Consider the following 23,224-nt stretch of genomic DNA (forward strand, 5'->3'; position numbering starts at 1 on the left):
GATGACTTCCACGACCGCGCGCACTGCGGCATCCGCTGTTCCGGAACTCGACGATGACGATCGCGCAGAACTCGACGCGCATATCGCCGAGTTGCGCAAAGGCGCGCGGACGTGGGCCAGTCTGACCATCTCGCAGCGCGTGACGCTGCTGCACGCCCTGCGCACGAGCGTCTCCGCGAGCGCGGAAGACTGGGCGAACACCGCGGCCGATTCGAAGGGTCTCCGCGCGAATCATCCGCTGCGCGGCGAGGAGTGGCTGAGCGGACCCTACTCGCTGCTGGGCGCCATCGATGCCTACGCCGACACTCTCGGCAAGCTCGCCGCCGGGCGGAGCGCTCTCGACGAGGTCGAGATCGGCCGTGCTCCGGGCGGACGCACGAGAATCAGCGCCTTTCCTCTCACCGGCATCGACCGCTTTCTGATCTCCGGGTTCACCGGCGAGGTATGGCTCGAGCCGGGCATCACCCCCAACACGGCCCGCAGCTCGGCGGGGCTCGGTCAACTGACACCATCCACGTCCGGTGGGGTCGGCCTTGTGCTCGGGGCCGGCAACATCACCGCGATTCCCGTGCTCGACGTGATGTACGAGCTGCTTGCGCACAACCGCGTGGCGCTGCTGAAGGTCAATCCGACGCAGGATGCTCTGGTGCCGATCTTCGAGCGGGCACTCGCGCCGCTGATCGAACCCGGCTTCTTGCGCATCGTGCGCGGCGCCGCGGCGGTCGGCTCGTATCTGACTGCGCACCGTGACCTCGAGCACGTGCACATCACCGGGTCAGAGGCCACCTTCAATGCGATCGTCTGGGGCCCGTCTTCGGGCTCCGGGGCAGGCGCGACCACGCGTCGACGACGCGAGAACCGTCCGCTGATGAAGAAGCCCATCACGGCGGAGCTCGGCGGAGTGGCTCCGATCATCGTCGTGCCGGGCCAGTGGACCGATGCCGACCTCACCTACCACGCCGAGCACATCGCCACGATGCGGCTGCAGAACTGCGGACACAACTGCATCGCCGGCCAAGTCGTGATCATGTCACGCGACTGGGCGCAGGCAGAGCAGTTCAAGACGGCGCTGCGCGGCGCATACGCACGCGCCCCAGAACGGCCGATCTGGTATCCCGGATCGCCCGCGCGGATGCGACAGGCGAGTGACGACTACCCCGATGCGCTGGTGCTCGCGGATCGACTGCTCGTCGAGATCGAAGACGGAGCGGATGCCACGGCACTGCAGACGACAGAGTACTTCGCTCCTGTTCTGGGCATCGTCGAGATCGACGGCACCGGCCAGGAATTCCTCGATGCTGCTGTCGAGCATGCCAATGATGAGCTGCACGGCACACTCGGCGGCAACATCCTGATCGACCCCGCCACCGAGAAATCGCTGGGCACCGGGTTCGAGCGCGCGATCGCCGAGTTCCGCTACGGCTCCATCGCGATCAACGCGTGGACCGCTCTGGGCTTCATCATCCCCACCCTCAGCTGGGGCGCCTTCCCCGGCAGCACCATCGACGATGTCGGCAGCGGTATCGGTGTGGTGCACAACGCGCTGCTGCTCGACGGCGTCGAGCGCTCGATCGTGCGCGGCCCGTTCCGCCCGTTCCCGCGCTCGCTGCCCGTCCTCAACGGCGGTGGCCGCTTCACGATCCTGCCGACTCCGCCGTGGTTCGTCACCGCGCGCACGGGTGCGAAGGTGAGCGAGGGCCTGACGAAGTTCCGCGCACGCGGTGGAGTGGTGGGCCTGGTGCGCACGCTCCTGGCCGCGCTGCGCGCCTGACTCCTGCACGGCGGTACTCGGTGAGCGGTAGCTAGAGCTTGTCGCCCGCCACCGCGAACGTGTCGCAGACGCCGAGACCGTTCTTGTAGCCGTTGGCGAACCAGAACTTGCGTTGCTCGCTCGTGCCGTGGGTGAAGCTCTCCGGGTTCACGAACCCGGACTGCTCTTGAATGTGGTCGTCGCCGACGGTGTAGGCCGCGTTCACGGCATCCGCCAGCTGCGCCTCGGTGGGGGTCTTCAGATACCGCACGCCGTCGTCGTCCTTCAGCTCGGCAGCGTCACCCAGCCAGGCACCCGCGTAGCAATCCGCCTGCAGTTCCATCCGCACGCCGTTGCTCTCGGGTCCGGTGCCGTTGTTCGGATGCTCGCTCATCGTGCCGGTGATGTTCTGAATGTGGTGCCCCCACTCGTGACCGACGATGTACAGCTGGGCCAGCTCCCCGGCTGACGCCCCGAACTGCTGCTGCATGAGCTGGAAGAAGGTCGGGTCGATGTAGACGCCCTGCTCCGGCGGGCAGTAGAAGGGCCCGACGGCGTTGGAGGCGGTGCCGCACTGCGTGGGCGTCTGGCCGTCGACCACAGTCAGGGTGGGCGTGACGTACCCGTCGACATGCGCCGACCAGTAGTCGTTCAGAATGACTTCGGCACCGGCCATTCGACAGTCGTCGTTCGTGTTGGCATCATCACCGGTCTTGCATTCGATCAGCGTGCCGCCGCTTCCTTCCGAATCGCCAGCCGGTGCACCGCCACCGCCTACGAGACCGGAGAGGTCGACCCCGAGCATCGGGCCGACGATCAGGGCGAGCAGACCGAGCACGCCGACGCCTCCCGCGCCGATGGCGACGTTGCGGCCCCGGCGGCGGGTGGTGTTGCCCGAGATATCGGCATTCGGATTGAAAGTCATGGAGAAAAGGTACCCTGCTGCCGACACTGCGTGCACAATAGGCTCGAGTTATGGCGACGACGATCACGATCACGGGGGCCGGCGGACAGATCGGCTACGCACTGCTGTTCCGCATCGCGGCAGGAGACATGCTCGGTCCAGACGAGAAGGTGCGGCTGCGGCTGCTCGAGATCCCTCAAGGCCTCGATGCCGCCGCCGGGGCGGCGCTCGAACTGCAGGATGGCGCTTTCAGCCTGCTGGAGCACGTCGAGGTGACTGATGACCCCACGGTCGGATTCGATGGCGCGAACCTGGCACTGCTGGTCGGCGCTCGCCCGCGTGGCCCGGGTATGGAACGCGGCGATCTGCTCGCGGCCAACGCCGGGATCTTCGGTCCCCAGGGTGCGGCGATCGCCGAGCACGCGGCATCCGACGTACGTGTCACAGTGGTGGGGAATCCCGCGAACACGAACGCGCTCATCGCAGCATCCGCTGCCGACGGAGTGCCAGCCGAACGATTCACTGCGCTCACGCGTCTCGACGAGAATCGGGCCCGTGCGCAGCTCGCGCTGACACTCGAGCGGCCGATCGACAGCATCCGTCGAGTGCCGATCTGGGGCAACCACTCGGCGACTCAGTTTCCCGACATCTCACACGCGACCGTCGACGGTGTTCCTGTCGCGGAGGCCATTCACGAGAAGGTCGGAGATGTGCGCGCGTGGCAGGAGCAGCAGTTCATCCCGCGGGTCGCGAAGCGCGGCGCCGAGATCATCGCCGTACGGGGGTCATCGTCGGTGGCATCCGCCGCCAATGCCGCCATCGAGCACGTGCGCGATTGGGTGCGGGGCACCGAGGAGTGGACCAGCGCCGGGGTCGTCTCGCATGGCGAGTACGGTGTGCCCGAAGGACTCATCTCGTCGTTCCCGGTGCGCTCGGTCGATGGCGCCTGGCAGATCGTCGACGGGCTCGAGATCGATGACTGGGCGCGAGCGCGAATCAACGCGTCGGTCACAGAGCTCGCTGAGGAGCGCGAGACGGTGCGCGGACTCGGGATGCTGTAAACCCCGTTTGTCTGCGGCGTCGGGCAGAATGGTTGCTGGAGGTGCGACGATGAGCGACGCGATGAGACGGGCGGATTCCGGTGCGGAGATCACCGTGGAGGCTGCTCTGACGAGCCCACTGACTCTCCCGCACGCGGCGTCGTCCTGCCCGAAGTGCCTGGCGAACGACGATCACGACTGGTGGTCAGCCCGTCCAGAGGGCGCCCGACTGGTCGGGCTGGTGGTCTCCCGTGAGGGGATGCCCTCCGTCACTCAGCAGCGCGAAGACCTCACCCGCTTCGGCGTGCCGATCGAGGGATTCCGGCATCCGGCGCCAGACATTCTCGAGAGCTGGGGCGATCGCCTAGCCCGTCTGATCAACACCCTGCAGCGCGGCGACGTGCTTGTTGTGGCGAATGCTCACGCTCTGGGCCGCGATTCGGAAGAGGAATCACGCACGATCTCCGAACTGCGCCAGCGAGGAATCATGGTGAAGGTGCTCGGGCACCACGCCAGGCACCTCGTCGACGCGGTGGTCTGACGCCTTTCCGCACGGCCTCCGGTGCCGATGACCAGGTAGATGCTGCGTCGTAACAGCTCAGTTGAATGCGCGGGCCTCATGCTCGAGGCGGGTGGCGATGGTGAGAATCTCGTCGACATTCTCGATCGGCACGACCACGAGCGGGTATGCCTCCGATTCCTCAGCCAGGTAGATGATGCGCAGCCCGTGAGGTGCGAGGATGCCATCGGCGCGGGCGATGGCGTCCGCCAAATCACCGTCGACATCGGCAACTCTGTCGAGATCCGCGTGGGAGCGGAACACCCGAGGAACGCCGGCGAGCGCGTCGGACAGTTCCACGCCCGAGTCCTGCGACTCCAGATAGGCGAGCGCACCCGAATCGTCGAGACCGTCGATGAGAACAAGCCAGGTGTCGAGTTGCGGATCGACGGCCGCTTGCTGCACGGCCGAGAGCGTGACAGGGTCGTCATCGATCAGTACGCAGAGGCGTGCCCAATGGGCTTCAGTCGTCGATGTCATGCGTCTGTCCCGCTCGTCGGTCCTGGGCTTGTCGCCCGTTTGTCGTCGATCTCAGCAAGGCGAAAGCCGGCCCTCGCGCCCGAGTGATTCGGGGCGAGGGCCGGCTCATGCGACCACCGTCAATGGCGGTGCACAGAACTTGTCACCAACGGTTCTTGTTGCGGTTCTCGTTGGCCTGACCCTCGGAAGAGTCCTGCGAGACCTGACGACCGATGTCGTTCAGCAGCACCTTCATCTCTGTCAGCGCTGCGCTCCACTTGGCCTTCGCCTGGGCGTACGCCGCGGAAGCCTCACCGGTCCAGTCGGCCTGAAGCGGCTTGAGTGCGGTGTCCATGTCGTTGAGCTTGGTTTCGATGTTGCCCGCCCCGCGGACGAGGTCGCTGCCCGCCGCGTCGACGGCACCGAAATTCATTTTGTAGCCGTTGCCACCCATAATCCGTATCCTTCCAGTCTCAGCCGAGACGGCCCATGAACTTGTTGTGAGCCGCCTTCGACGTGTCGTCGGTGGCGGTGTAAGTCGTCTGCGAGTCGCGCAGGTTCTGCTCGAACTCGTTGAGCGCGTTTGTGATGCGCTTCGACTTCTCGGCCCACGCCTGGAACGTCTGCTGGAAAGAAGTCGCTCCGGCTCCGGTCCATGCTGCACCGATACCGGACAGCTGGTTGCTGATCGAGTTCAGCTCTGTAACGATCTCGGTCTTCGACTGACTAACGATGCTGGCGCCACGCTGCAGGGCTCCATCCGCTGCGGAAACTTCTCCGACCACGGTCACCTCCTGGTCCTGAGGGCTTGTCCGCCCTGAATGCTTCAGCCCTGATGGGCCGTGACGCCGATGCCCGGCGACAAGTACAACCATACGGATTCGTGCCGAACCTGCCTATGGGTAGGTCTGCCCACGTGGGAATTTTCGGCAGAGAAGCCCAGATCAACGTCACAAATGCGAGGACGGTGAATACGCCAGTTGCATGATCTGGAGACCCCGCTCGCGGGTGACCACCTTGGCCCGACCGGGAACCGCCGGCGACGCCTTGAGATTTCCGATCAGCTGACCTTCATCCGGATCGCCCGAGAGCAGGATGCCGGGCGCGGCAATGTCGCGCAGCGTCTGCATGACGGGCTCGAAGGTGGATCGTGAAGCTCCACCTGTTCGTCGCGCCAGAGTGAGATGCAGGCCGACGTCGGTCGCCTGTGCCAGCAGCGGTTGCAGCGCCGCGATGGGGTTGCCCGACTGGGTGTTCACCAGGTCGTAGTCATCGACCAGCACGAAGACCTCGGCACCCGTCCACCACGAACGACTCCGCAGCTGCTGCGGTGTGACGTCGGGGCCGGGCAGACGAGTCTTCAGGTATTCAGTGAGGCCCTGCAGCTCTTCCGTCGCCTGCTGCGCGGTCGTGAAGTAGCCCGCGAGGTAGTCATCCGGCAGTTCGGACAGGAGGGCGCGCCGATAGTCGACGACGAAGAACTGTGCCTCTTTCGGGGTCATCGTGCGTATGATCTCGCGAGCGAATCCGCGGAGGAAGCTCGACTTGCCCGACTGACTATCGCCGAACAGATACACGTGCGGGTTGCGCGCGATATCGAAGGCGGTCGGAGCCAGCTCAGCCTCGTCGACACCCAGCAGGATCTGCTTCCATAACGGCGTGCCCTGCACGCGTTGATGCAGTTCGGAGTAGTCGAGCATCTCCGGCAGCAGCCGCAGTTTGGGTCCGCTGGGGCCCTGCCACGCCGCGTTCACGCGCTCGATCAGGTCGTCCACGCCCTCACTCAGCTGACCCGCGTCGCCGGAGCCATCGATGCGCGGCAGCGCCGTGAGCATGTGGTGTTTAGACGGCGAGAGTCCTCGGCCTGGTCGACCTTGCGGCACGTTGACAGCGATCTTGCGATCGATCTCGGAGTCCGAAGGATCGCCGAGGCGCAGTTCGAGCTTCGATCCGAAGGTGTCGCGGATCGCCGTGCGGAAGTCCATCCAGCGCGTCGTCGTCACCACCAGGTGCACACCGAACGTCAGAGCACGGCCGGCGAGCTCCTGGATCTGGAATTCCATCTCGTCGAACTCGGCGCGAATCGTCGGCCAGCCATCGATGAGCAGGAATACATCGCCGTAGCCGTCATCAGCCTTGCCCTGTGCTCGTCGTCGCCGGTATGTCTCGATCGAGTCGATGCCGTTCGCGGTGAAGTAGCGCTCGCGAGCGTTCACGATTCCGAGAACTTCCTGGAACAGGCGGCGCAGCACATCGGGCTGGTTTCTGCCCGCGACTCCCGCAACATGCGCCATCTTCCCGAACGGCACGAACGTGCCACCGCCGAAGTCCATGATGTAGAACTGCACTTCCAGCGGGGTGTGCGTCAGCGCGATGCCAGTCAGGACGCTGCGGGCGAGCGTGCTCTTACCGCTGCGCGCCCCGCCGACGATCGCGAGATGACCGCCTGCTCCGACCAGGCTCATGCTCATGCTCTCGCGGCGTTGCTCGAGCGGCAGGTCGACGATGCCGAGCGGGATCGTCAGGGGCCCGGCCGCGCGCCACTTCGGCGAGATCAAGCCGAGTTCGGGATCCTCGACCAGGTCTCCCAGCAGTTCGTCGAACGTCGGCGGAATGTCCAGGGGCGGCAGCCAGACCTGGTGCGCCGGCATGCCCTTTCCCTTCATCAGCGACACGGCGATGTCGAATGTCACCCGCTTCTCAGCGGGCTCACCACCGGCGATCTCCGGTGCCGCGACCGGTGTGTCCGGCGTCTCTTCGGCGATGACAGGCGCCGCGGTGAAAGGCCTGGCCTCGATGGCGCGGATCGGCTGAGCACTCTCTACCCCGCCTTGGGCAGTGCCTGCCCTGCGACGCCGCGTCTTCGGCGGAGCCGAGACGTATGCAGCACGGAACTGCGTGAGGGTCTCAGCATCCGACTTCAGGATGCCGTGCCCACCACCACCTGGCAGCGTGAATGCATCGGGTACGCCGATCACCGCACGCGAGTCAGCCCCCGAGAAGGTCTTCAGACCGATCCGGTACGACAGGTGCGAGTCCAGACCCCGTAGTTTGCCCTCTTCGAGGCGCTGCGTAGACAGCAGCAGGTGCACCTGCAGTGAGCGGCCAAGACGACCGATGGCCACGAACGTCTCGGTGAAATCCGGTTTCGCCGCGAGCAGCTCGGAGAACTCATCCGCGACGATGAGCAGAGCCGGGAGTGGTTTCAGATCGGTGCGGCCGCCCTTGCGCGCAGCCTCATAGTCGGTGACGTTGGCGAAGTTGCCGGCATCGCGCAGCAGTTCCTGGCGGCGATTCATCTCGCCCAAGATCGCGTCCTGCATGCGATCGACGAGCGTCAGATCATCGCCGAGGTTCGTGATCACCGCGGAGACATGCGGCATGTCTGCCATGCCCGCGAAGGTCGCACCACCCTTGAAGTCGATCAGAACGAAGTTGAGCGCCTCGGATGAATGCGTGAGCGCGAGCGACAGCACGAGCGTGCGCAGCACCTCGGACTTACCCGAACCTGTCGCGCCGATCAGCATGCCGTGCGGACCCATGCCCTGCTGAGCGGATTCCTTGATGTCGAGGTGCATGAGCTGACCGGTTGCGGTGAGCCCGATCGGCACGCGCAGGCGATCGCGCGCAGATCGCGGCTTCCACGCCACGTCGGGGTCGAAATCGCGAACGTCCGGCAGCCCGAGCAGATCGGTCAGCTCGGCCGAAATCGTACGCGCCCCACCGGCAGCGTCCTCAGCATCCTCCGACTCGATCAACCCGGTGAGCCGTCGCGCGACCGCCTCCGCCGAGGCGATGCCCATGAAGTCCGCTGACGACTGCATCACACCGACGCCGCGTCGCACGACCGTCAGCTGCGAATCCGGGTCTGCCTGTTCGTTGACGAGCAACCGGATCGTGAACGGGTCGGTGAGCTCATCCCACGCACGTGGGAGATCCATCAGAGTGACACCTTCGATACCGCCCTCTTCCGCCAACTGGTGGCCGGCAGGCATCTCCATGCCGTCGGTGACGATGAGCACGTGCGGCCCGACTCCCCCGCCTTGACCGCTGACGGGCCCGCGGGAGCGGATGTTCGCCAGAAGGGGTTCGATCTCGCTCCACGAAGAGCCGATGCGGCGAGCGCGACCGACAGCATCCGACGCCTCTTCGGCCTGGGCGTGCGGAAGCCACTTCATCCACTCCCAGTAGGCGGCGTTCTCACCGGTCGTGAGCACCGCGATCTGCAGGTCCTCCGGCGCCACGAACGTCGCCAGGTGCGCGATCATGGCACGCGCGAGCCCTCGAGCGCGCACTGTGTCACCGGCCACTTCGAGCCGCGCGCACGTCGCGATGTTGATCGCGAACGGCAGGTCGGGCAACTGATCGTGCGTGAGCACGAAGCGGTGCGCAGCCGACGCACTGACCGGGTCGAGTTGCGCCAGTGCCGGGATGGGCGCTTCGTCGAGCGTCATGACCAGCGGCTGCGTGGCGGCCCCCAATCGGACCGCGAGCAGATCTTTGTCGTTCGCCGGGCGTTCCCAGACCCGCGAGCCCTCTTCTACGATGAACGGCAGTGTGGCCGGCGCGGGCAGCATCCACTCTTCGTAGCGGCGCTGACGATCCGCGACTTCTCGCACCGCGTCTCGTGTCTCCGCCAGGTAGGCGAGGTATTCACGGCGAGTGTTCTCGACGTTCGTGGAGTGCTGCGATTTCTGCCGCCACATCTGGCCGCCCACCATCGACAGCGCCATGAACAGGAACATGCCGCCCATGATGTACGTGCGGGTCGCGTCACCGCCCTGCGTCAGCGAGAGCAGAGCGATCGAGCCCATGCTGCCCACCATCGGCAACGCCATCATCAGCGAATTCGTTGCGCCCTCGGGCTTAGGCAGCTCCGGAGCCTGCTGAAGAGTGAGTTGGCCGCCAGCCGGGGGTTTCGGCGCACGGCGGTTAGCGATCATGCTCACGACAGGCCCTCCTCGAGTCGCATACTATTGTGTCAGGGTACGGGCGTGAAACTGCGTCACGCCGAAGATCTTCAAGGGGCTGGGCATGTCAGTGAAGACGGTTCGTCTCACAATCGCCGATGCTCATAGCCGGCACGACCTGGTGGTTCCTGCTGACTCGACCGTTGCGGAGCTGCTGACCGTCGGCGGAGTGGATCTCGACAAGTACATCAGCACCACGACCTCCGGCACCGCTATCGAACTCGACAGCGAGGTGTCTGAGACTCCGGGCGATGGCGGCGTGATCTGGCTGTTCGACCGCACCGCGACCAGCGTCGCGCCCGCAGCGCCCACCTCACGGGTTGCCCCTCGCACGCCACTCGCCCGTCAACGCTGGGTGACGCTGAGTCTGCTCGTCTGCATCGCCGTGGGCATGATCGCGGGCGCGTTCCTCGCACCTTCACCGCTTACGATTCTGGTGGCGGCGGTGCCGCTGCTGGCGGGTTCCGCCGCGCTGCTCATGCAGCCTGTTCGCGACGACAACGCATATGTGGCGTTCTTCGCGCCGCTGCTCGCCGCAGCATCCGGTGCCGTCGCGATCTCCGGATTCGGTGATGCCGGCGCCATGATGGCGACCGGAATGGTGGCGGGCGCGACCGTCGCCTGCATCCGACATGCCCTCACGAGCATTCGTCGAAGCGACACCTCCAACGCGACCGCGGTCATCGCCGCGTTGTGGTCGATCTTCGCGATCGTGAATGCCGCGGCATTCATCGGCGATGTGTCCGCCACAGCGATCACCGCACTGCAGGTCGCCGTGGCGGCACCCCTCTTTCATTACATGCGCGGCAGCGCACTCGCCGTCGACGCCGGTGAGCTCATCGATACGCCCTTCGTCATCCGCGACGCCCCTGGGCTCCGCGCTCGCGTGCCAGCCGAGCCCTCGCCGATCGATCCCAGCTCGGCAGCACGCCAGTACCAGCTTGCGAAGCAGCGCTCCGATGCCGGTACCGTCACTGCGAGCGCACTGGCCCTGCTCTCTTCGCTCTACGCCGTGCTGACCGTCGAAAGCGGGACGATCGGGGCCTGGTGCGTTCTCGGCGGAACCCTCGGAGTCGGATGCTATTTCCTCTTGACTTCACGGAAGCAACGACGCGGACTGGCGCAGGGTGCTGCACTCTTGACCGGTGCTCTGATCGTCATACTCGCGACAGCCGCGCTGACCGCCTCCCTGCAGATCGCCCCTCTGCTCATCGCCGTCATTCTGATCGTCGCCGGTGTGATCGTCGGAAGCATGACCGTGCCGCTCGCCGCTGACTGGCGTTCACTCGGCTGGTCTCGCACCGGTGACATCATTGAAGCGATGCTGCTCGCGTTCTCGCCCGCTGCTCTGATCTATGGTTCGGGAATTGCCGGAGAGATCCTGGAGGCCTTCTCATGACGCTCGCCGCTCCTGCCCCGCTTCGGCGCACATCGCTCCCGCCGCAGGACGTGGGCACTGCCCGTGTCGATGCTTCGGCTGGCAAGCGTGCAGCTGCCTACCTCATCGATTTCGCCATCGTGGCCATCATCGGTGTGCTCGCGTGGTTCTTGACCGGATCGATTCTGCTGACCGGCGTCGCCGCTATCGAGCTGTGGGCGATCGGCTGGGTCTGGGAAGGCCACACCGGCGCCACCCCGGGAAACTTGCTCTGCGGCATCCGCACCGTGCAGCGCGGCAGCGCGCTCACCGTGGGTGCCGTTCGCCTTCTTCCGCGCAGCCTGCTGATGGGCGCCGCCCATGTGATTCCCGTGCTGCTCCCGGTGAGCCTGGCCGCGTCCGGTGCACTGGATGCCGTCGTCCGCGCTCGAGTCGTCGATGTCAAGAAGCTGCGGCAGTCGCCCGGCGGAGAAGTGCGTACGAGAACGCACCTCGAGGATCGGGTTGCGCACGCGGACTCGACGGCCGGGATGCCGCAGCGTCAAGGCCCCATCACGCGCGTGCCGACGACTGCCGCTGTCCCTGCCGCCCCCGGCCCTGCGGCTGTGCCTGCGGCGACGCCCGCCCCGCAGACACTTTCGGGCCCGGGCACGATTCCGGTGTTCGAACTGAGCGACGGCACGGTGATTCGAGTCACCGGGCTGGGGTTCATCGGGCGTGCCCCACGGGCACCCGAATCCGTGCCGGATGCCATCCTCGTGCGTGTACCCGATGGCGCCCGCTCGCTCTCGCGCACCCATGCGTCGTTCGGCATCGAAGACGACCGGCTGTGGGTGCAGGACCTCGGCTCGGCCAACGGCGCATCCATCCGTCACCTCGGCGGCAGTATCACCGAACTCACCTCGCGCAGCCCGTACTTCCTGGTGGCGGGAGACGTGCTGATCCTCGGCGGGGACGCCGAACTGGCTTTCCACCGTCGAGTCGATCGAGCAGCAGCATCCGCTGCTCCGGCGCAACCGACCGCCGCACCCACCGCTGCCGCGGTGCCCGACGCACCCGTAACTCCTGAACCGGCTCCGCTGACGCGGACCGCCCCCGGAATCGCACTGCAGTTTCACGATGGTACGACAGTGCCGATTCGAGGCAGCGGCTACATCGGTCGCGCTCCGAGCCTGCCGGAGGGGGAGCAGGCGGATGCTGTGCTTGTCACCGTCCCCGACGGCGACCGCTCGGTGTCGCGCACCCATGGCCGATTCGGCATCGTCGACAACCAGACCTGGTTCGAAGACCTCGGCTCAGGAAATGGCTCGGCGCTGCGCACCGGCGATGGCCGCTCCGGCCCGATGACGCCGAACCAGCGATTCAGCCTGGTCCCCGGCATGGTGCTGCAGCTCGGTGACTGCGTCATCCGGGTCATCGCCTCGTGAGCCTGCGAGCCGTCTGAACGCTGACGGATCGAAGGACGCGCTCACGAAAGTCGCCCACCCGCGCAATGCGAGTGGGCGACTTTCATCGGTCGAAAAGGGTTACCAGCCGAGTTCTTCCCGGTCTTCGGAATCTGCACTGCCGGCAGCGCCGGCCGCCCCCAGATCGGGCGCAATCCCATCCTCGTCTTCGATCTCGTATGCGAAGAGGTCCTGACCACGACGGCGGTTCTTCTTGCCCTTGCCGGCTCCGCCAGCGGCGCCGCCACCGGCCATCATGCCGCGCGCGCCCCCCGAGCCCCCGGCGACGCCTGCGGTACCGGATCCGGCTCCGGCGGAACCACCGACACCGCCAGCACCGCCTGCTCCGCCGACGCTGCCGCCGCTCAGGTTGCCGACACCACCAACACCACCAACGCCGCCACCACCGCCAACGCCTGCACCGCCGACTCGGCCACCGCCGAGCAGACCAACCGCACCGCCACCACCGCCAGCACCGGCACCGCCGGCGCCGCCAGGGGGTATGACTCCGCCACCGGGAGGCGTCAGCGAACCGCCCGGAGGTGTTCCGGGCACAACTCCGCCGCCACCACCATCGACACTCGGACAGTCTGGGTACCAAGGATTGGGGTATCGAGGGTTCGGGGCAACGCCCACGGAGTCCTTCGGGCCGGGCCCGGTGGGACCGGTGACGCCAGGTCCGTTGTAATTGCCGTTGCCACCGCCATTTCCGGAGCCGCTGCCGCCGGGGCCGGAAACACCCCCTCCGGGGTAGTCGACGCCGGGCCCGCTGCCCGAGCCGTCTTCGTCGGAAGGCTCCTTGTCGGGCTCGTCCGGGTCGAATTTGGACTCGGGGAGACCGTCGATGATCTCCTGAAGCCGGGTGTCCACATGCACAGCGAGTTTCTGCGCTTCAGCCTCTTGCGCGGATTCCGCCTGCTGCGTGTACCACTGAGCGGCCTGCGTCGGAGTGAGCGCAACCCCGGGTGTCACTTGAACGGGGCTGCCCGTCTCCTGAGCCATCTTGATGGTGCTCTCTTGCGTCGGCGTCAGGTTGGTGCTGGGGAGATCGTGGCCTTGCAACGCCGCCGTCTCCAGCACGTGGTTCGCTGCCGAGACCGCCGAATGCATCTTATGGATGAACCCGCCGAGCTCGTTCAGGTCTTTGTTGATCGAAGAGATCTTGGCGTAGATCTTGTCGCCCAGATCCCCTTCGAAGCCTTCGGTCCTCGCGGCGGCATGCATGCCGGAGTGCACTGAGGTGACGGCCGCCATCAGGCCAGTGCTGCTCTGATCCTGCGCGTCCCGCACCGCTGAGGATACGTAGCTGGTGCGATTCGCCTGCAACCGGGCAACCCGGTCTGTGTACTGTCCCATGGTGCCTCCGGTCAGAAAGGTGAGAGCTTGATGGGGAAGCCGAGATTGATGGTTTTGAGCATGGCGGCAAAAGCTCTCTTCTGCTCTTCATCCAGAAGCCTCGTCTCCTCAATGGCGAGCTTGAGGTTCTCGTGTGCTTCGGCGATGTCCTTCTGGATGGCGTTCAGCTGCTCCCTGCCCGCAAGATACTTCGCTGTCAGCTTGGCCGCGAGATCAACCGACTTGCCGTCGGCGGTCCACACCTGCTCGGTCTGCCCCACGCGGAGCTCTTCCATCTGCTCCACCGACTCATCGAGCTTCTGCTGGCATCGCTCAAGGAGCTTGACCTGGCGTTCCGCCGTTTCCAGGTCAAGCTGAATGCCGCGTTCACCTGTCATAATCGATCCCCTCCGCACATGCCATGTCAGTCGATGCTAGCCCGCATCGATTCGCCGATCCATGGGGAGCATTCCCCATCCTGCGCTGACACCGGATCATGGCTTGCAAAAGAGAAGAACATCGGTCAACACGTCTCGAGCATGCTCGAATTCATCCGCGCCCGGGTACTCGTCTTTGATGCCCGCCCACAGAGTTTCATCGCTGACGTCGGAGTCATACATTTTCTGTCCGATGCATTCGGCGATCTCGGGGTCATCGTAATCGTGGACGCCATCGGCGTGCATGATCGCGAGATACCCCTCGGAGATCTCTGCAGGAGTCGGGCGATCGGATGACTCCGGTGCGTCGGTCGGCTGTTCACTAGGCGCGGAGATGCTCGGCGCAGGCGAGCTCACGGGGCCACTGTCGACGGGGCCTTGCGCGATAGAGAAGACCGCCACGACGAGCAGCACGACAGCGGCGATGACACCACCGATGACCGACACGACAATACTGACGATCGCCGGCCACTTCGCCGTGTGCTTCACGAACAAGGCGATGATGCCCACGACCAGCGCCGCGAACAGCAGAACCATGCCGATCACGATCACCGGAACCACCGGAACACAGCCCAAGATCAGACCCACCACCGCCAGACCCAGAGCGATGAAACCCAAGACGGGCGCCCTCCGCGGCGCAGGAACTGTCGGCGCGGAGCGATCCGATGCGACGTCAGCTATGCCCGTGCCCGCCGGCGCATAGTCCTCCGTCCACTGCACACCGTCCCACCAACGCTGCCGCCCCGCACCGTCGTCATACCAACCAGCAGGAACCCCCATGCAACACCCTCCGTGTACATCCTCTATGCCTTCGTATCCGACGTCACTCGACGTCAGAAACGACCGTCTCTGTATACCAGGCGCACATGAAAGAAGTGCGTCGGGGTGACGCCGCGGTCACCGGTTCCGTCGTCCTTCAGACCGCGAATGCGTCGAGCAGGGGAAGGTCGTCGGCAGTCACGATCCGAGCTCCCACCGCATGTTCAACGAGCCGAGAGCGCTGCGAAGACAGGATCTCTCCCGCGCCCGAACGCTCCAGGCCACTGATGCCCAGCCGAGCGAACTTATCGCACAGTGCGCCTACGCGTCGCTCGACCTTCTCCACTGCCCAGCCCAATCGAGTCGCCACCTGCTCCGTCGACGGCAGCGGCACCGACCCCTCTGCACGTCGGCGCAGCAGGGGCTCTGCCAGTGAGGTCAGCAGGATCCTCTGCATGGGCGACAGCAGTTCGGCGACCGTGCGCGCGTCGGCCCCAGATGTCCACGACGTCGACATCTGATAGAACGGCTGCTGCGCAGTCAACGAGAACTCGTACGTCGTCGAGCCCGCCGTGAACAGCACGGTCGTCGCGCTGAACACCAGCGGCATCGTCGCGCCAGGGCTCAGCCATGACTGCGCCATGCCGTCCGCCGAGGTCACCGATGCCGCGAGCGCCGATCCGACGTTCGTCAGCCACCAGATGCCGTCCCGCTCCGCCACCTCCAGAAACCGCCGGTGGATGTATGGATTCTCATCGATGGAGAGATCCGCGGTGCGTCCGATCGTGAACGCAGTTCCCGGCTGGATGCGATCGACTCTCCCGCCGAAATCGAGCAGCAGCGCGCCCGGTGAGGCCGTCTCCGCATTGATCGTCGCTGGCTGCGCTTCCTGTGGCATGGTCACGCCGCCGCGTGACGCGGCCAGGCGCCGCCGGGGAATGCGCTGGTCGACGACAGCGTGTTCGTGACACCCACCACGAACGACGAAGTGCCCTGGTTCGCCGTCATGATGGCGGAGATGCCATCGATCAGGAAGGTGAGGAACACGCCGACCGCACCGATGATCGTGCCGATCGCAACCGGTGCCGTTACGACGCCCGCAAGCGCGGCAGCAGTCGTGAGGACACCGATGACCAGGCTGACGACAGCACCGAGCATTCCGATCCAGAAGTTCTCGATAGCACCGGCGAAGCTGTCCAGCTGGGTGTTGATGTCATTGCACTTCGCAAGAACGTCATCCGAGGCGGGACCCTGCTGGTCGACGCGAAGTTGGTACGCGTCGTACGCCTTGCCCTCCCAGTTGCCCGTCGTCGGGAGCACCGTCGGCAGCAGAGTGGCAGTGCACTGCTGCGCCGGCGTGCCGACGTCGCGCACCCAGTCCAGCCCCGTATTACGCAGCGTGGACGGGCTTCCGACGTAGGCGAAGACCTGCGCGACCTTATCGATGGCTTCCTGCACCTTGGCAAACATCTTCTCGAGCCATGAGTTGATCCTGTCCATGATTCCGTCGGGAAGCACGAAGTTCACCAGACCTAAGCCGCCGTTGATGATGTCGACGACACCGTCGATGAAGCCCGTGAAGCTGTCAAACTCCGACTTCGACTCCTGTGCGTTCTGCGCTGTGGAGTCGCTGCCGCCGCTGGGTCCGATAGTGGTGACCATGTCAAACCTTCTTTCTGCTTCGTCGATTCACGTTCAATTGCCGAGCCGGCTCTGCCAAGACGAACCTGCAGATGCGGAGGTGCTGTCCGCTGCAGCGGCAGGCTGTATGCCGATGTCACCCTCAAGAGGAGGAGTCGCTAGATCACTGTCGGGTGCACCATCCACCGGTGCACCATCCACCGGTGCACCATCCACCGGCGCACCATCCACCGGCGCACCATCCACCGGTGCGCCTTCAACGGGCGTTTCCGGGGTCACATCAGCATCGATCTCAGCATCCGGAGCGACTTCCACATCGATGTCCGTCTCGGGGGCGGGCTCGGCCTCGAGATCTGCTGCGGAATCAACGCCCGACTCGCCGCCCGCGGCCTGGTCGCGCAACTCCGCGGCCTGGTCGCGCAGGTCTGCAGCCTTGTCGCGCAGCTCTGCAGCATCCTCTCGAGCGTCCGTCATCTCTTCATAGGCCTCGTCCTGCTGGCCCTCGAGCTTCTCCGCTTCGAGCCTGAGTTCTGCGGCTTCCGCGCGCTGTGCTGACGCATCCACGCGCAATGCCGCAGCCTCCGTGCGGCTCTGCAGCGCACCCGCGGAGTCGCCGGCCTCATCCTGCTGCGAGGCCTTGAGGTCGAACTCGGTCGCGCGTCGCTCCAGATCCGTGGCGCTCCGGTCGAGCTCGGCGGCCCGGTCCTCGAGTGCATCGATCTGCGTCTCGAGGGCGTCGACCTGCTCTTGGGCCTTTTCGGCGTGCTTGTCGGCCTGATCCGCCTGCCGGTCCAGCGCATCAGCGCGCGCATCCATCTGGTCGGCTTCCGCATCCAGACGCGGATCGTCGATTCCAGTCTCGCCGTCGACGCTGCCGTCGACGCTCGGCTGCTCGGCGATGCCACCGCCGACGCCTCCGCCGCCTGCACCGATGCCTCCGCCGGGCTCTCCCCCGCCTGCACCGCTGCCGCCGCCCCCGACGCCACCGCCGCTGGAGCCTCCACCGCCCGTAGATCCACCCCCGCCACCAGGTGTGTACGAGTCCCCGCCCGGGATTTCCTTCTTCTGATCCGTCGCCGACGTCTGGTCGGTCTGGTCATAGGCATCCGCTGTCAAGCGAAGCGAGTCCGCGAATCCGGTGTGCGCCTCAGGCGCGGTGTGCAGCAGCTGCGACATCGTCACCTGAAAATCCGCATACGCCTGAGCCGCGTCCTGACCAAAGAAGGTGAACGCTGACGGGTCGATCGTCAGCCCGTCGGCCGCTCCGGCGATGCCCTCATAGGTGGATGCACCGGCATCCCAGAGAGTTGCGTCCTTGCGCAAGAACGAGGTCTCGACATCGACTTCCCCCTCGGCGCCGAACGACGATGCGGCCGGCTGCGCAGGCGGCTCGGGAAGAACCGACTCGCCCTCGACCACCGGCAGCTTCTCGTACACGCCGTCGGTGAGGTCCGAGATCCCCAAGTTGTCCGGCCCGCCGAGCAGGTGGGATCCAGCGCTGACGATCTCGTCGATCGGGGTCAGCGCGTCGAGGACGTTACCCCCCGCGGCGATGAAATCGCCCTCCGCGACGTTCTTGACAAAATCGATCCCCTCGTCGATCGGAGTGATCGCGTCGAGGAGGTCGCCCCCTGCTCCTTTTAAGTTATCCCAAAGGCCCATGTCTCTGCTCCTTATCTCAGCGAACGCTGCCCATGCGGCGCAGCATCTCGCGAGGATCTTTCGTCATGTCCATCAACCGCTGCACAGCCGGAAAGCCTTCGTACGTGTTCTGCTGGTCACGGTTCGACATCGCCATGACGTTGTTCATCGCGCGGACGATCTCACGCTCGATCATGCCGTCGTTCGCGTTGCGCACCCAGCGCTCGTCGAGTGCTACACCGGTGATGGCCGGCCCGCGGCGCGACACGATGACGGTCTTGGCCGAGTTCACTGCAGCCCGAGCTTCGCTGCCCTTCTGATTCACCTTGGCGAGGTAGGCCTCGCGCTGATCCCGCGCCTGGTGGATGGCGTCGAGGATGTTGCTGCGCCCCTCCTCCGCCGAAGCTGTCGTCGGGTCACCCAGAGTGAACGGCGCGGGTGGCGGAGTCGTGATGCGGGTGTCATCTTCAGGCTGCTCGTCGACCGCGGTCATCATCTGATCGAGCCGCTTGCCGAGCGCCGTCTGATAGCACATGCTCACCGATGCGCCGAGGCTCTCCTCGCCGATCTTGTCGCGCCAGTCCTCATCGAGCACGAGCGCCTCCACGGAGCCATTCTTCGCGAGGGTCAGCTTCACGGCCTTCTCGTCATCCTCGACCGTCACAGGCGTCAACTCGTCCGCTGCCGTCGCGACCGCCCTGAGTTCACGCTGCAGGTTCGCCGCGCTCTCACGCAGCTCTGCCATCAGCCGGCCGGCATCCGCCATATCCAGATTCACGATGGCCTCCTTCTCTTGTGGTCCGATGTGGCAATCCTACGGAGCACACTCGAACCGACATAGGGGGAGGAGTCCCCATGCGGCGCTTCAGAACGAGCCGCGAGAGCCGCAAGCGCGACATCGCGGCACCCACGTTCGAAGACGTTTCAGGCGCTCGTTCGGCGCGCCCGCCCGCGGGCCAGCAGAAGCACGATCACGGAGATCGTCGCGCCGGCGCCGAGAGTCCATCCCACGATCGTCCGCGCGGGATCGAGTGCATCCGGCACCGGGTCGAGCGAGACCGTGCGCGGGTTCTCCGGCTGATCAGCCGGTGCTGGGTGCGCGGCCGAAGGAGGCCCCGGCAGCATCCCATCGTCAATAAGTGCCAGGGCCGCGGCCGGCCTCACTTCGCCCCAGCCGACGGTATTGCTGCGCTCTGCCGGGGCGACGCGCATCGCCGACTGCATCAACCGGAACGCCCATTGGTCAGGAGATTCTTCGGGAAACCGTGCGGCGATGAGCGCCGCCGCACCCGACACGACCGCGGTGGCGTAGCTCGATGACGCAGAGTCGCTGTTGAAGACGCAGTCACCGCCGGAGATATACGTGGACGGCACAGCCTGTCCCGGAGCCGCGATATCGACGTGCTCGCCCGCATAGGACGACTCGGCGTCCCAGGTGCCATCGCTCAGCACGCCGGCCACGGCGAGCGCGCCGTCGAGCTCTCCGGGATAGAAGTGGGTGGGGTCGGGTTGATTCGGTGCGGCGGTCTTGCGGTTTCCTGCGCTGGCTATGACCAGGGAGCCTCGGGCGTTCGCGTAGGCGACCGCATCTCGGTACTGTGCCGAAGACTGCGCGTCGGATAGCGAGACATTGATGATCTGCGCTCCGTGCTCAGCAGCCCAGCGGATGCCCGCGGCCACTGTCCCTGCCGACGGCGGCGTGAGGTCACGGGACGACTGGCCGTCCTCCGGCCCTGCCTCGAATGCGCGGATCGGCATGATCTTCGCCTCCGACGCGATACCGATCACACCGGAGCCCTTGACCTGCCGCGCCGCGATGATTCCGGCGATCGCCGTGCCGTGACCGAAGAGGTCAGCATCCGCTCGAGCAGAGCCGTTGCCGAAACTGGTGTGGCCGGGCACCAGAGCATCCTTCAGATGCACATTCCCCGCCTGCACACCAGAATCCACCACAGCTACTGTGACACCGCGCCCGCGACTGAGCGCCCAGGCTTCTTCGAGCCCGAGCCGACCGACCAGGTAGCTGGTGCCGGGTATCAGTGCGCGCTTATCGGGCGTGCATTTCTGCGTGGCCGCGTCAACAGCCGGAGCATCGGCAGGCGCGCTCGGCGACTGCACCATCGATGTCAGCGCAGTTGCAGACTCGGCCGGTGGCACCGCACCGGCACCCGTGCCGAGCAGCGCGACGATGCCGATGACAGCAGCGGCGGCGAGCTTGGCAGGAACGCGCGTCACTTCTCCTGCCTCGGCGCCGTCCGCTGCGCGATCGACTGGCTGAGTGTCGGCCCTTCCTCGAGCAGCTGGGTCCATGATGCGGGAACCGTCATCGAGTCAGCGGTGCTGTATCCGAGCAGTTGAAGATCAGTCGCCGACGCGACTGGGAAGTACACCCCGGCCTCGGAGACGAACCCGTATGTCGCGCCTTCGCCCGTGCTCCGCGATGTGACAGCTAATCCCGATCCGGGCTTGACCCTGGTGCCGGGTTCGAGCTCTTCCGGAGAAGCTGCCACAGAGACCACTGGGCCGTCAGCGGTCGGGGTCATCTGCAGGCACGCGCCCGACGGGTCAGCCGATGGCACAGGCACCGCCGAGGGCCAGTCCTCTGGCACCGCAGTCGAGTTCACATTGCGCAGACTGGTGGCTTCGGCGACGGTCATCGTCACCGGCGGCACGCCCACATATGCGGTGAGCAGGGTGCGGGCGAACGGCGTCGCAGGAACCAGATCCCCGCGACCGTCTACGATGTACTCCGCCACGACTTCACCGTCGACCTGCGTCTGCACGGCCTGTCCGACGATGAGTCCCGCGGTGCCGGCGTCCTCGCCCAACTCGCTGCCCAGCGTGATGTCCAGCGGTGTGCCCGGAGTCACAAGGTTGAGCCAGAGTGCCGATGCTGTCGGAACGGTGCGCACATCATCGATTCCGAGGAAGACGCTCGCGACGACAGCGACGCTGTCTTTGCTGACGGCAAAGCGGCGCGCGCCCTGGATGTACCAGTAGTCACCGTCATCGTCTTTGACGAGAGCGGCTTGCGTTTTCGGTCCGCTCGGATCGCTGAGCAGACGGGTGGAGATCTCCAGAGGACGGGATGCCGTGACGCAGGCGAGCCAGTGGTCGGTGTACTGCCGGTCAGGAGCCGGAAGATGATCGGGGGCTCCGTCGATCCCGACCGGGGTCGGATCGCGGTCGATGCCATCGAGCTTGTCGGCCGGGACCGAAGTGATCTCGGTGGATCCGACGAGCAATCGTGCGCTTGCCAGGTTCTTCACCGGGTAGAGCGTGTCACCGAGGGCGACGTATCGCGATCCCTCACCCTTCACCACGATGATTGAGCCGTCGCCCCAGCCCTTGGGCAGGGTTCCGGTGAACGTGCCGATCAGCAGCGAGACGATGATGGTGAGAATCGCCAGCGCAACGCTGACCACGACGCCGCGGAGGGGCTTGCCCGGTGCGAGTTCACGCCCGCCCGGCGCACCGCTGGTGAAAGCTGTGCGCAGGCGGCGCCGGTTGAAGGCCTGCGCCTGCATCAGCTCGGTTTTGGACGCCATTTACTTAGAACCAGCCTCCGGCGATGATGGCCAAGGGCAGCAGCAGGGCGATCGTGAGCCATTCTGCGAAGTCGGCGAAGCGCGTCAGACCCAACCGCACCTTCGAGCTCAGCAGCACGATCACGATGACGCAGACGGCGGCAGCCGTCAGGGCGATGACCAGTGCGCCGATCCAGTCGGGGTGCGAGATGATCGCAGTGACCACGCTGAGCACGACCCCGGAGAGCACCCCGGATGCGACGGCGATGATGTCGAACCGCGAATACACCTGTCTGCTCCCCAGAAACATTCCGATGTACGTCACCGCGCACAGGAGCAGGCCCCAGACGCCGGAAGCGACCACGGGTGCCGTCGCCACCAGCACGATGAGGCTCACCGCGATCCGCAACGAGACCTGGTACCGGTGCGCGCGCACATAGAGCTTCGCGACGTCCTCCGGAAGGATGCGCGTGGGCGCGTCGTACACCTCGGAGTCATCCCGCGCGGATACGACGCGCAGCGGCACCGATGTCAGTGCGATCCAGGGAGCGGCGAGCCCCACGATCCCGGCGATGGCCATGGCTGCGGCGAGGATGGATGCCACGGGCGCGGCGAGCCACACCACGATGCCGCTGACTGCGAGGAGCGCCCCGCCGACGACCACCGGGATGAGTCCGTACTCGCGCATGCGCTTCAGCGCCAGCATGGTGACGATGCCGAACAGCAGCATGGCGCCGCTGCCGATGACCAGCGGCAGTCCCCACCCGCCGTCTGACGGAAGAATGGTGTATCCCGCGACTCCCGCATAGACCGACGACACCAGCGCAAGCGCCATCGTGGCCTGTTCCGGAGCACCGGTGCGATCCATGACCAACGCGCAGACCATGAGCACGACTGCTGCTGCGCCGGCGCCCGCCGCGGTGACGATCGTCCCGGTGTCGAACCACGACCAGACCATCGGCACCAGCCCGAGAAGCAGCAGGACGGACGCGACGACGGTAGCGGTGGTCACCGAGTTCTGCGCGGTCCAGGCCGGCGCGCTCTCTTCGACGACGTCTGCGACGGCCTCGACCAGATCGTCATAGCGCTTCGATCCGGCGACGGCAGCGCCCTGCTCGAGCACAAGGAAGTCACCATCGTGCACGGATTGCGCTGCCAGGGTGCGATCACCATCGAGCGAGGTGCCCTCGGCGCGAACCAGTCGGAAGCCGGAGGATGCGGAGACGTTGTCGAGCACCCGAAGCCGTCGCGTGAGGGAGGGGAGAATCTCGGCGACGGGGACGCCCCCAGGAACACCCACGTCAATGCGCTGGGATTCCCACTGCACCGTAATACGCAGTAGCTGCGCCGGCGCGACAGCTGTCGTCTGAGGCGACATC

The 23,224-nt window shown here is 65.9% G+C and carries 20 protein-coding genes; 5 read left to right on the plus strand and 15 right to left on the minus strand.

The window, feature by feature from the left end:
- Position 1 precedes the first annotated feature (1 nt).
- Complete coding sequence (locus FM104_RS14520) at positions 2-1,771, plus strand: aldehyde dehydrogenase family protein (protein ID WP_087132938.1); 1,770 nt, start codon at positions 2-4, stop codon at positions 1,769-1,771.
- A gap of 31 nt (positions 1,772-1,802) precedes the next feature.
- Here the strand turns inward: FM104_RS14520 and ypfJ are convergent, their stop codons facing one another.
- A complete protein-coding gene (gene ypfJ / locus FM104_RS14525; protein WP_087132939.1) occupies positions 1,803-2,675 on the minus strand; it encodes a KPN_02809 family neutral zinc metallopeptidase in 873 nt (290 codons plus the stop codon).
- A gap of 50 nt (positions 2,676-2,725) precedes the next feature.
- On the opposite strand from ypfJ, the gene FM104_RS14530 reads away from it, so the two are divergent.
- Together FM104_RS14530 and FM104_RS14535 are read left to right on the plus strand one after the other, a co-directional pair.
- Positions 2,726-3,715, plus strand: a complete 990-nt coding sequence (locus FM104_RS14530) for a malate dehydrogenase (protein WP_087132940.1) — start codon at positions 2,726-2,728, stop codon at positions 3,713-3,715.
- A 49-nt stretch (positions 3,716-3,764) separates the two neighbouring features.
- Positions 3,765-4,235 (plus strand): recombinase family protein, encoded by a 471-nt coding sequence (locus FM104_RS14535; protein WP_256971688.1) that lies wholly within the window; start codon positions 3,765-3,767, stop codon positions 4,233-4,235.
- 57 nt (positions 4,236-4,292) lie between these two features.
- Here the strand turns inward: FM104_RS14535 and FM104_RS14540 are convergent, their stop codons facing one another.
- The 4 genes from FM104_RS14540 to eccCa all read right to left on the minus strand — a co-directional run bounded on the left by FM104_RS14540 (position 4,293) and on the right by eccCa (position 9,655).
- A complete protein-coding gene (locus tag FM104_RS14540; RefSeq protein WP_087132941.1) occupies positions 4,293-4,733 on the minus strand; it encodes a DUF6630 family protein in 441 nt (146 codons plus the stop codon).
- 142 nt (positions 4,734-4,875) lie between these two features.
- Entirely contained in the window at positions 4,876-5,145 is a 270-nt protein-coding gene (locus FM104_RS14545; protein ID WP_256971689.1) for a WXG100 family type VII secretion target, read from the minus strand.
- Between the two features lie 40 nt (positions 5,146-5,185).
- Positions 5,186-5,497: a WXG100 family type VII secretion target gene (locus tag FM104_RS14550; RefSeq protein ID WP_179206826.1), complete on the minus strand. Its 312-nt coding sequence runs from the start codon at positions 5,495-5,497 to the stop codon at positions 5,186-5,188.
- Positions 5,498-5,662: 165 nt separating this feature from the next.
- The gene (eccCa, locus tag FM104_RS14555) at positions 5,663-9,655 is read right to left on the minus strand and encodes a type VII secretion protein EccCa (protein ID WP_087132944.1); all 3,993 of its coding nucleotides are present in this window, start codon (positions 9,653-9,655) and stop codon (positions 5,663-5,665) included.
- Between the two features lie 91 nt (positions 9,656-9,746).
- Here eccCa and FM104_RS14560 point away from each other — a divergent pair, with 91 nt between their 5' ends.
- On the plus strand, positions 9,747-11,081 hold the full coding sequence (locus tag FM104_RS14560; protein ID WP_087132945.1) for a hypothetical protein: 1,335 nt from the start codon (positions 9,747-9,749) through the stop codon (positions 11,079-11,081).
- On the plus strand, positions 11,078-12,487 hold the full coding sequence (locus FM104_RS14565; protein ID WP_087132946.1) for an FHA domain-containing protein: 1,410 nt from the start codon (positions 11,078-11,080) through the stop codon (positions 12,485-12,487). The genes FM104_RS14560 and FM104_RS14565 overlap by 4 nt, the downstream gene beginning before the upstream one ends.
- A 99-nt stretch (positions 12,488-12,586) precedes the next feature.
- Here FM104_RS14565 and FM104_RS16595 read toward each other — a convergent pair whose 3' ends face one another.
- The 10 genes from FM104_RS16595 to eccD form a co-directional block, all read right to left on the minus strand.
- The gene (locus FM104_RS16595) at positions 12,587-13,861 is read right to left on the minus strand and encodes a hypothetical protein (protein ID WP_087132947.1); all 1,275 of its coding nucleotides are present in this window, start codon (positions 13,859-13,861) and stop codon (positions 12,587-12,589) included.
- Between the two features lie 11 nt (positions 13,862-13,872).
- Entirely contained in the window at positions 13,873-14,238 is a 366-nt protein-coding gene (locus tag FM104_RS14575) for a hypothetical protein (RefSeq protein ID WP_087132948.1), read from the minus strand.
- A gap of 96 nt (positions 14,239-14,334) precedes the next feature.
- A complete protein-coding gene (locus FM104_RS14580) occupies positions 14,335-15,057 on the minus strand; it encodes a DUF2510 domain-containing protein (RefSeq protein WP_087132949.1) in 723 nt (240 codons plus the stop codon).
- A 136-nt stretch (positions 15,058-15,193) separates the two neighbouring features.
- Entirely contained in the window at positions 15,194-15,940 is a 747-nt protein-coding gene (locus FM104_RS14585; protein WP_143738448.1) for a hypothetical protein, read from the minus strand.
- Positions 15,937-16,698, minus strand: a complete 762-nt coding sequence (locus FM104_RS14590) for a hypothetical protein (protein WP_087132951.1) — start codon at positions 16,696-16,698, stop codon at positions 15,937-15,939. The genes FM104_RS14585 and FM104_RS14590 overlap by 4 nt, the downstream gene beginning before the upstream one ends.
- Before the next feature lie 33 nt (positions 16,699-16,731).
- Entirely contained in the window at positions 16,732-18,339 is a 1,608-nt protein-coding gene (locus FM104_RS14595) for a type VII secretion target (RefSeq protein ID WP_087132952.1), read from the minus strand.
- 16 nt (positions 18,340-18,355) lie between these two features.
- The gene (locus tag FM104_RS14600) at positions 18,356-19,096 is read right to left on the minus strand and encodes a hypothetical protein (protein ID WP_143738450.1); all 741 of its coding nucleotides are present in this window, start codon (positions 19,094-19,096) and stop codon (positions 18,356-18,358) included.
- A 146-nt stretch (positions 19,097-19,242) separates the two neighbouring features.
- Positions 19,243-20,553, minus strand: coding sequence for a S8 family serine peptidase (locus FM104_RS14605; protein WP_179206827.1), 1,311 nt, complete (start codon positions 20,551-20,553; stop codon positions 19,243-19,245).
- Positions 20,550-21,866, minus strand: coding sequence for a type VII secretion protein EccB (locus FM104_RS14610; RefSeq protein ID WP_087132955.1), 1,317 nt, complete (start codon positions 21,864-21,866; stop codon positions 20,550-20,552). The genes FM104_RS14605 and FM104_RS14610 overlap by 4 nt, the downstream gene beginning before the upstream one ends.
- Positions 21,867-21,870: 4 nt before the next feature.
- Positions 21,871-23,223, minus strand: coding sequence for a type VII secretion integral membrane protein EccD (gene eccD, locus FM104_RS14615; protein ID WP_087132956.1), 1,353 nt, complete (start codon positions 23,221-23,223; stop codon positions 21,871-21,873).
- Between the last annotated feature and the right edge of the window lies 1 nt (position 23,224).

The organism is Microbacterium esteraromaticum, assembly GCF_900163815.1.
GTDB lineage: Bacteria > Actinomycetota > Actinomycetes > Actinomycetales > Microbacteriaceae > Microbacterium > Microbacterium esteraromaticum_B.

Bases quoted from the DNA above. Each gene is read 5' to 3' on its own strand.
- FM104_RS14565 (WP_087132946.1), top strand. From the start codon at position 11,078: ATGACGCTCGCCGCTCCTGCCCCGCTTCGGCGCACATCGCTCCCGCCG.
- eccD (WP_087132956.1), bottom strand. From the start codon at position 23,223: ATGTCGCCTCAGACGACAGCTGTCGCGCCGGCGCAGCTACTGCGTATT.
- FM104_RS14580 (WP_087132949.1), bottom strand. From the start codon at position 15,057: ATGGGGGTTCCTGCTGGTTGGTATGACGACGGTGCGGGGCGGCAGCGT.
- FM104_RS14575 (WP_087132948.1), bottom strand. From the start codon at position 14,238: ATGACAGGTGAACGCGGCATTCAGCTTGACCTGGAAACGGCGGAACGC.
- ypfJ (WP_087132939.1), bottom strand. From the start codon at position 2,675: ATGACTTTCAATCCGAATGCCGATATCTCGGGCAACACCACCCGCCGC.
- FM104_RS14610 (WP_087132955.1), bottom strand. From the start codon at position 21,866: ATGGCGTCCAAAACCGAGCTGATGCAGGCGCAGGCCTTCAACCGGCGC.
- eccCa (WP_087132944.1), bottom strand. From the start codon at position 9,655: ATGATCGCTAACCGCCGTGCGCCGAAACCCCCGGCTGGCGGCCAACTC.
- FM104_RS14530 (WP_087132940.1), top strand. From the start codon at position 2,726: ATGGCGACGACGATCACGATCACGGGGGCCGGCGGACAGATCGGCTAC.
- FM104_RS16595 (WP_087132947.1), bottom strand. From the start codon at position 13,861: ATGGGACAGTACACAGACCGGGTTGCCCGGTTGCAGGCGAATCGCACC.
- FM104_RS14590 (WP_087132951.1), bottom strand. From the start codon at position 16,698: ATGGTCACCACTATCGGACCCAGCGGCGGCAGCGACTCCACAGCGCAG.
- FM104_RS14560 (WP_087132945.1), top strand. From the start codon at position 9,747: ATGTCAGTGAAGACGGTTCGTCTCACAATCGCCGATGCTCATAGCCGG.
- FM104_RS14535 (WP_256971688.1), top strand. From the start codon at position 3,765: ATGAGCGACGCGATGAGACGGGCGGATTCCGGTGCGGAGATCACCGTG.
- FM104_RS14520 (WP_087132938.1), top strand. From the start codon at position 2: ATGACTTCCACGACCGCGCGCACTGCGGCATCCGCTGTTCCGGAACTC.
- FM104_RS14540 (WP_087132941.1), bottom strand. From the start codon at position 4,733: ATGACATCGACGACTGAAGCCCATTGGGCACGCCTCTGCGTACTGATC.
- FM104_RS14545 (WP_256971689.1), bottom strand. From the start codon at position 5,145: ATGAATTTCGGTGCCGTCGACGCGGCGGGCAGCGACCTCGTCCGCGGG.
- FM104_RS14595 (WP_087132952.1), bottom strand. From the start codon at position 18,339: ATGGGCCTTTGGGATAACTTAAAAGGAGCAGGGGGCGACCTCCTCGAC.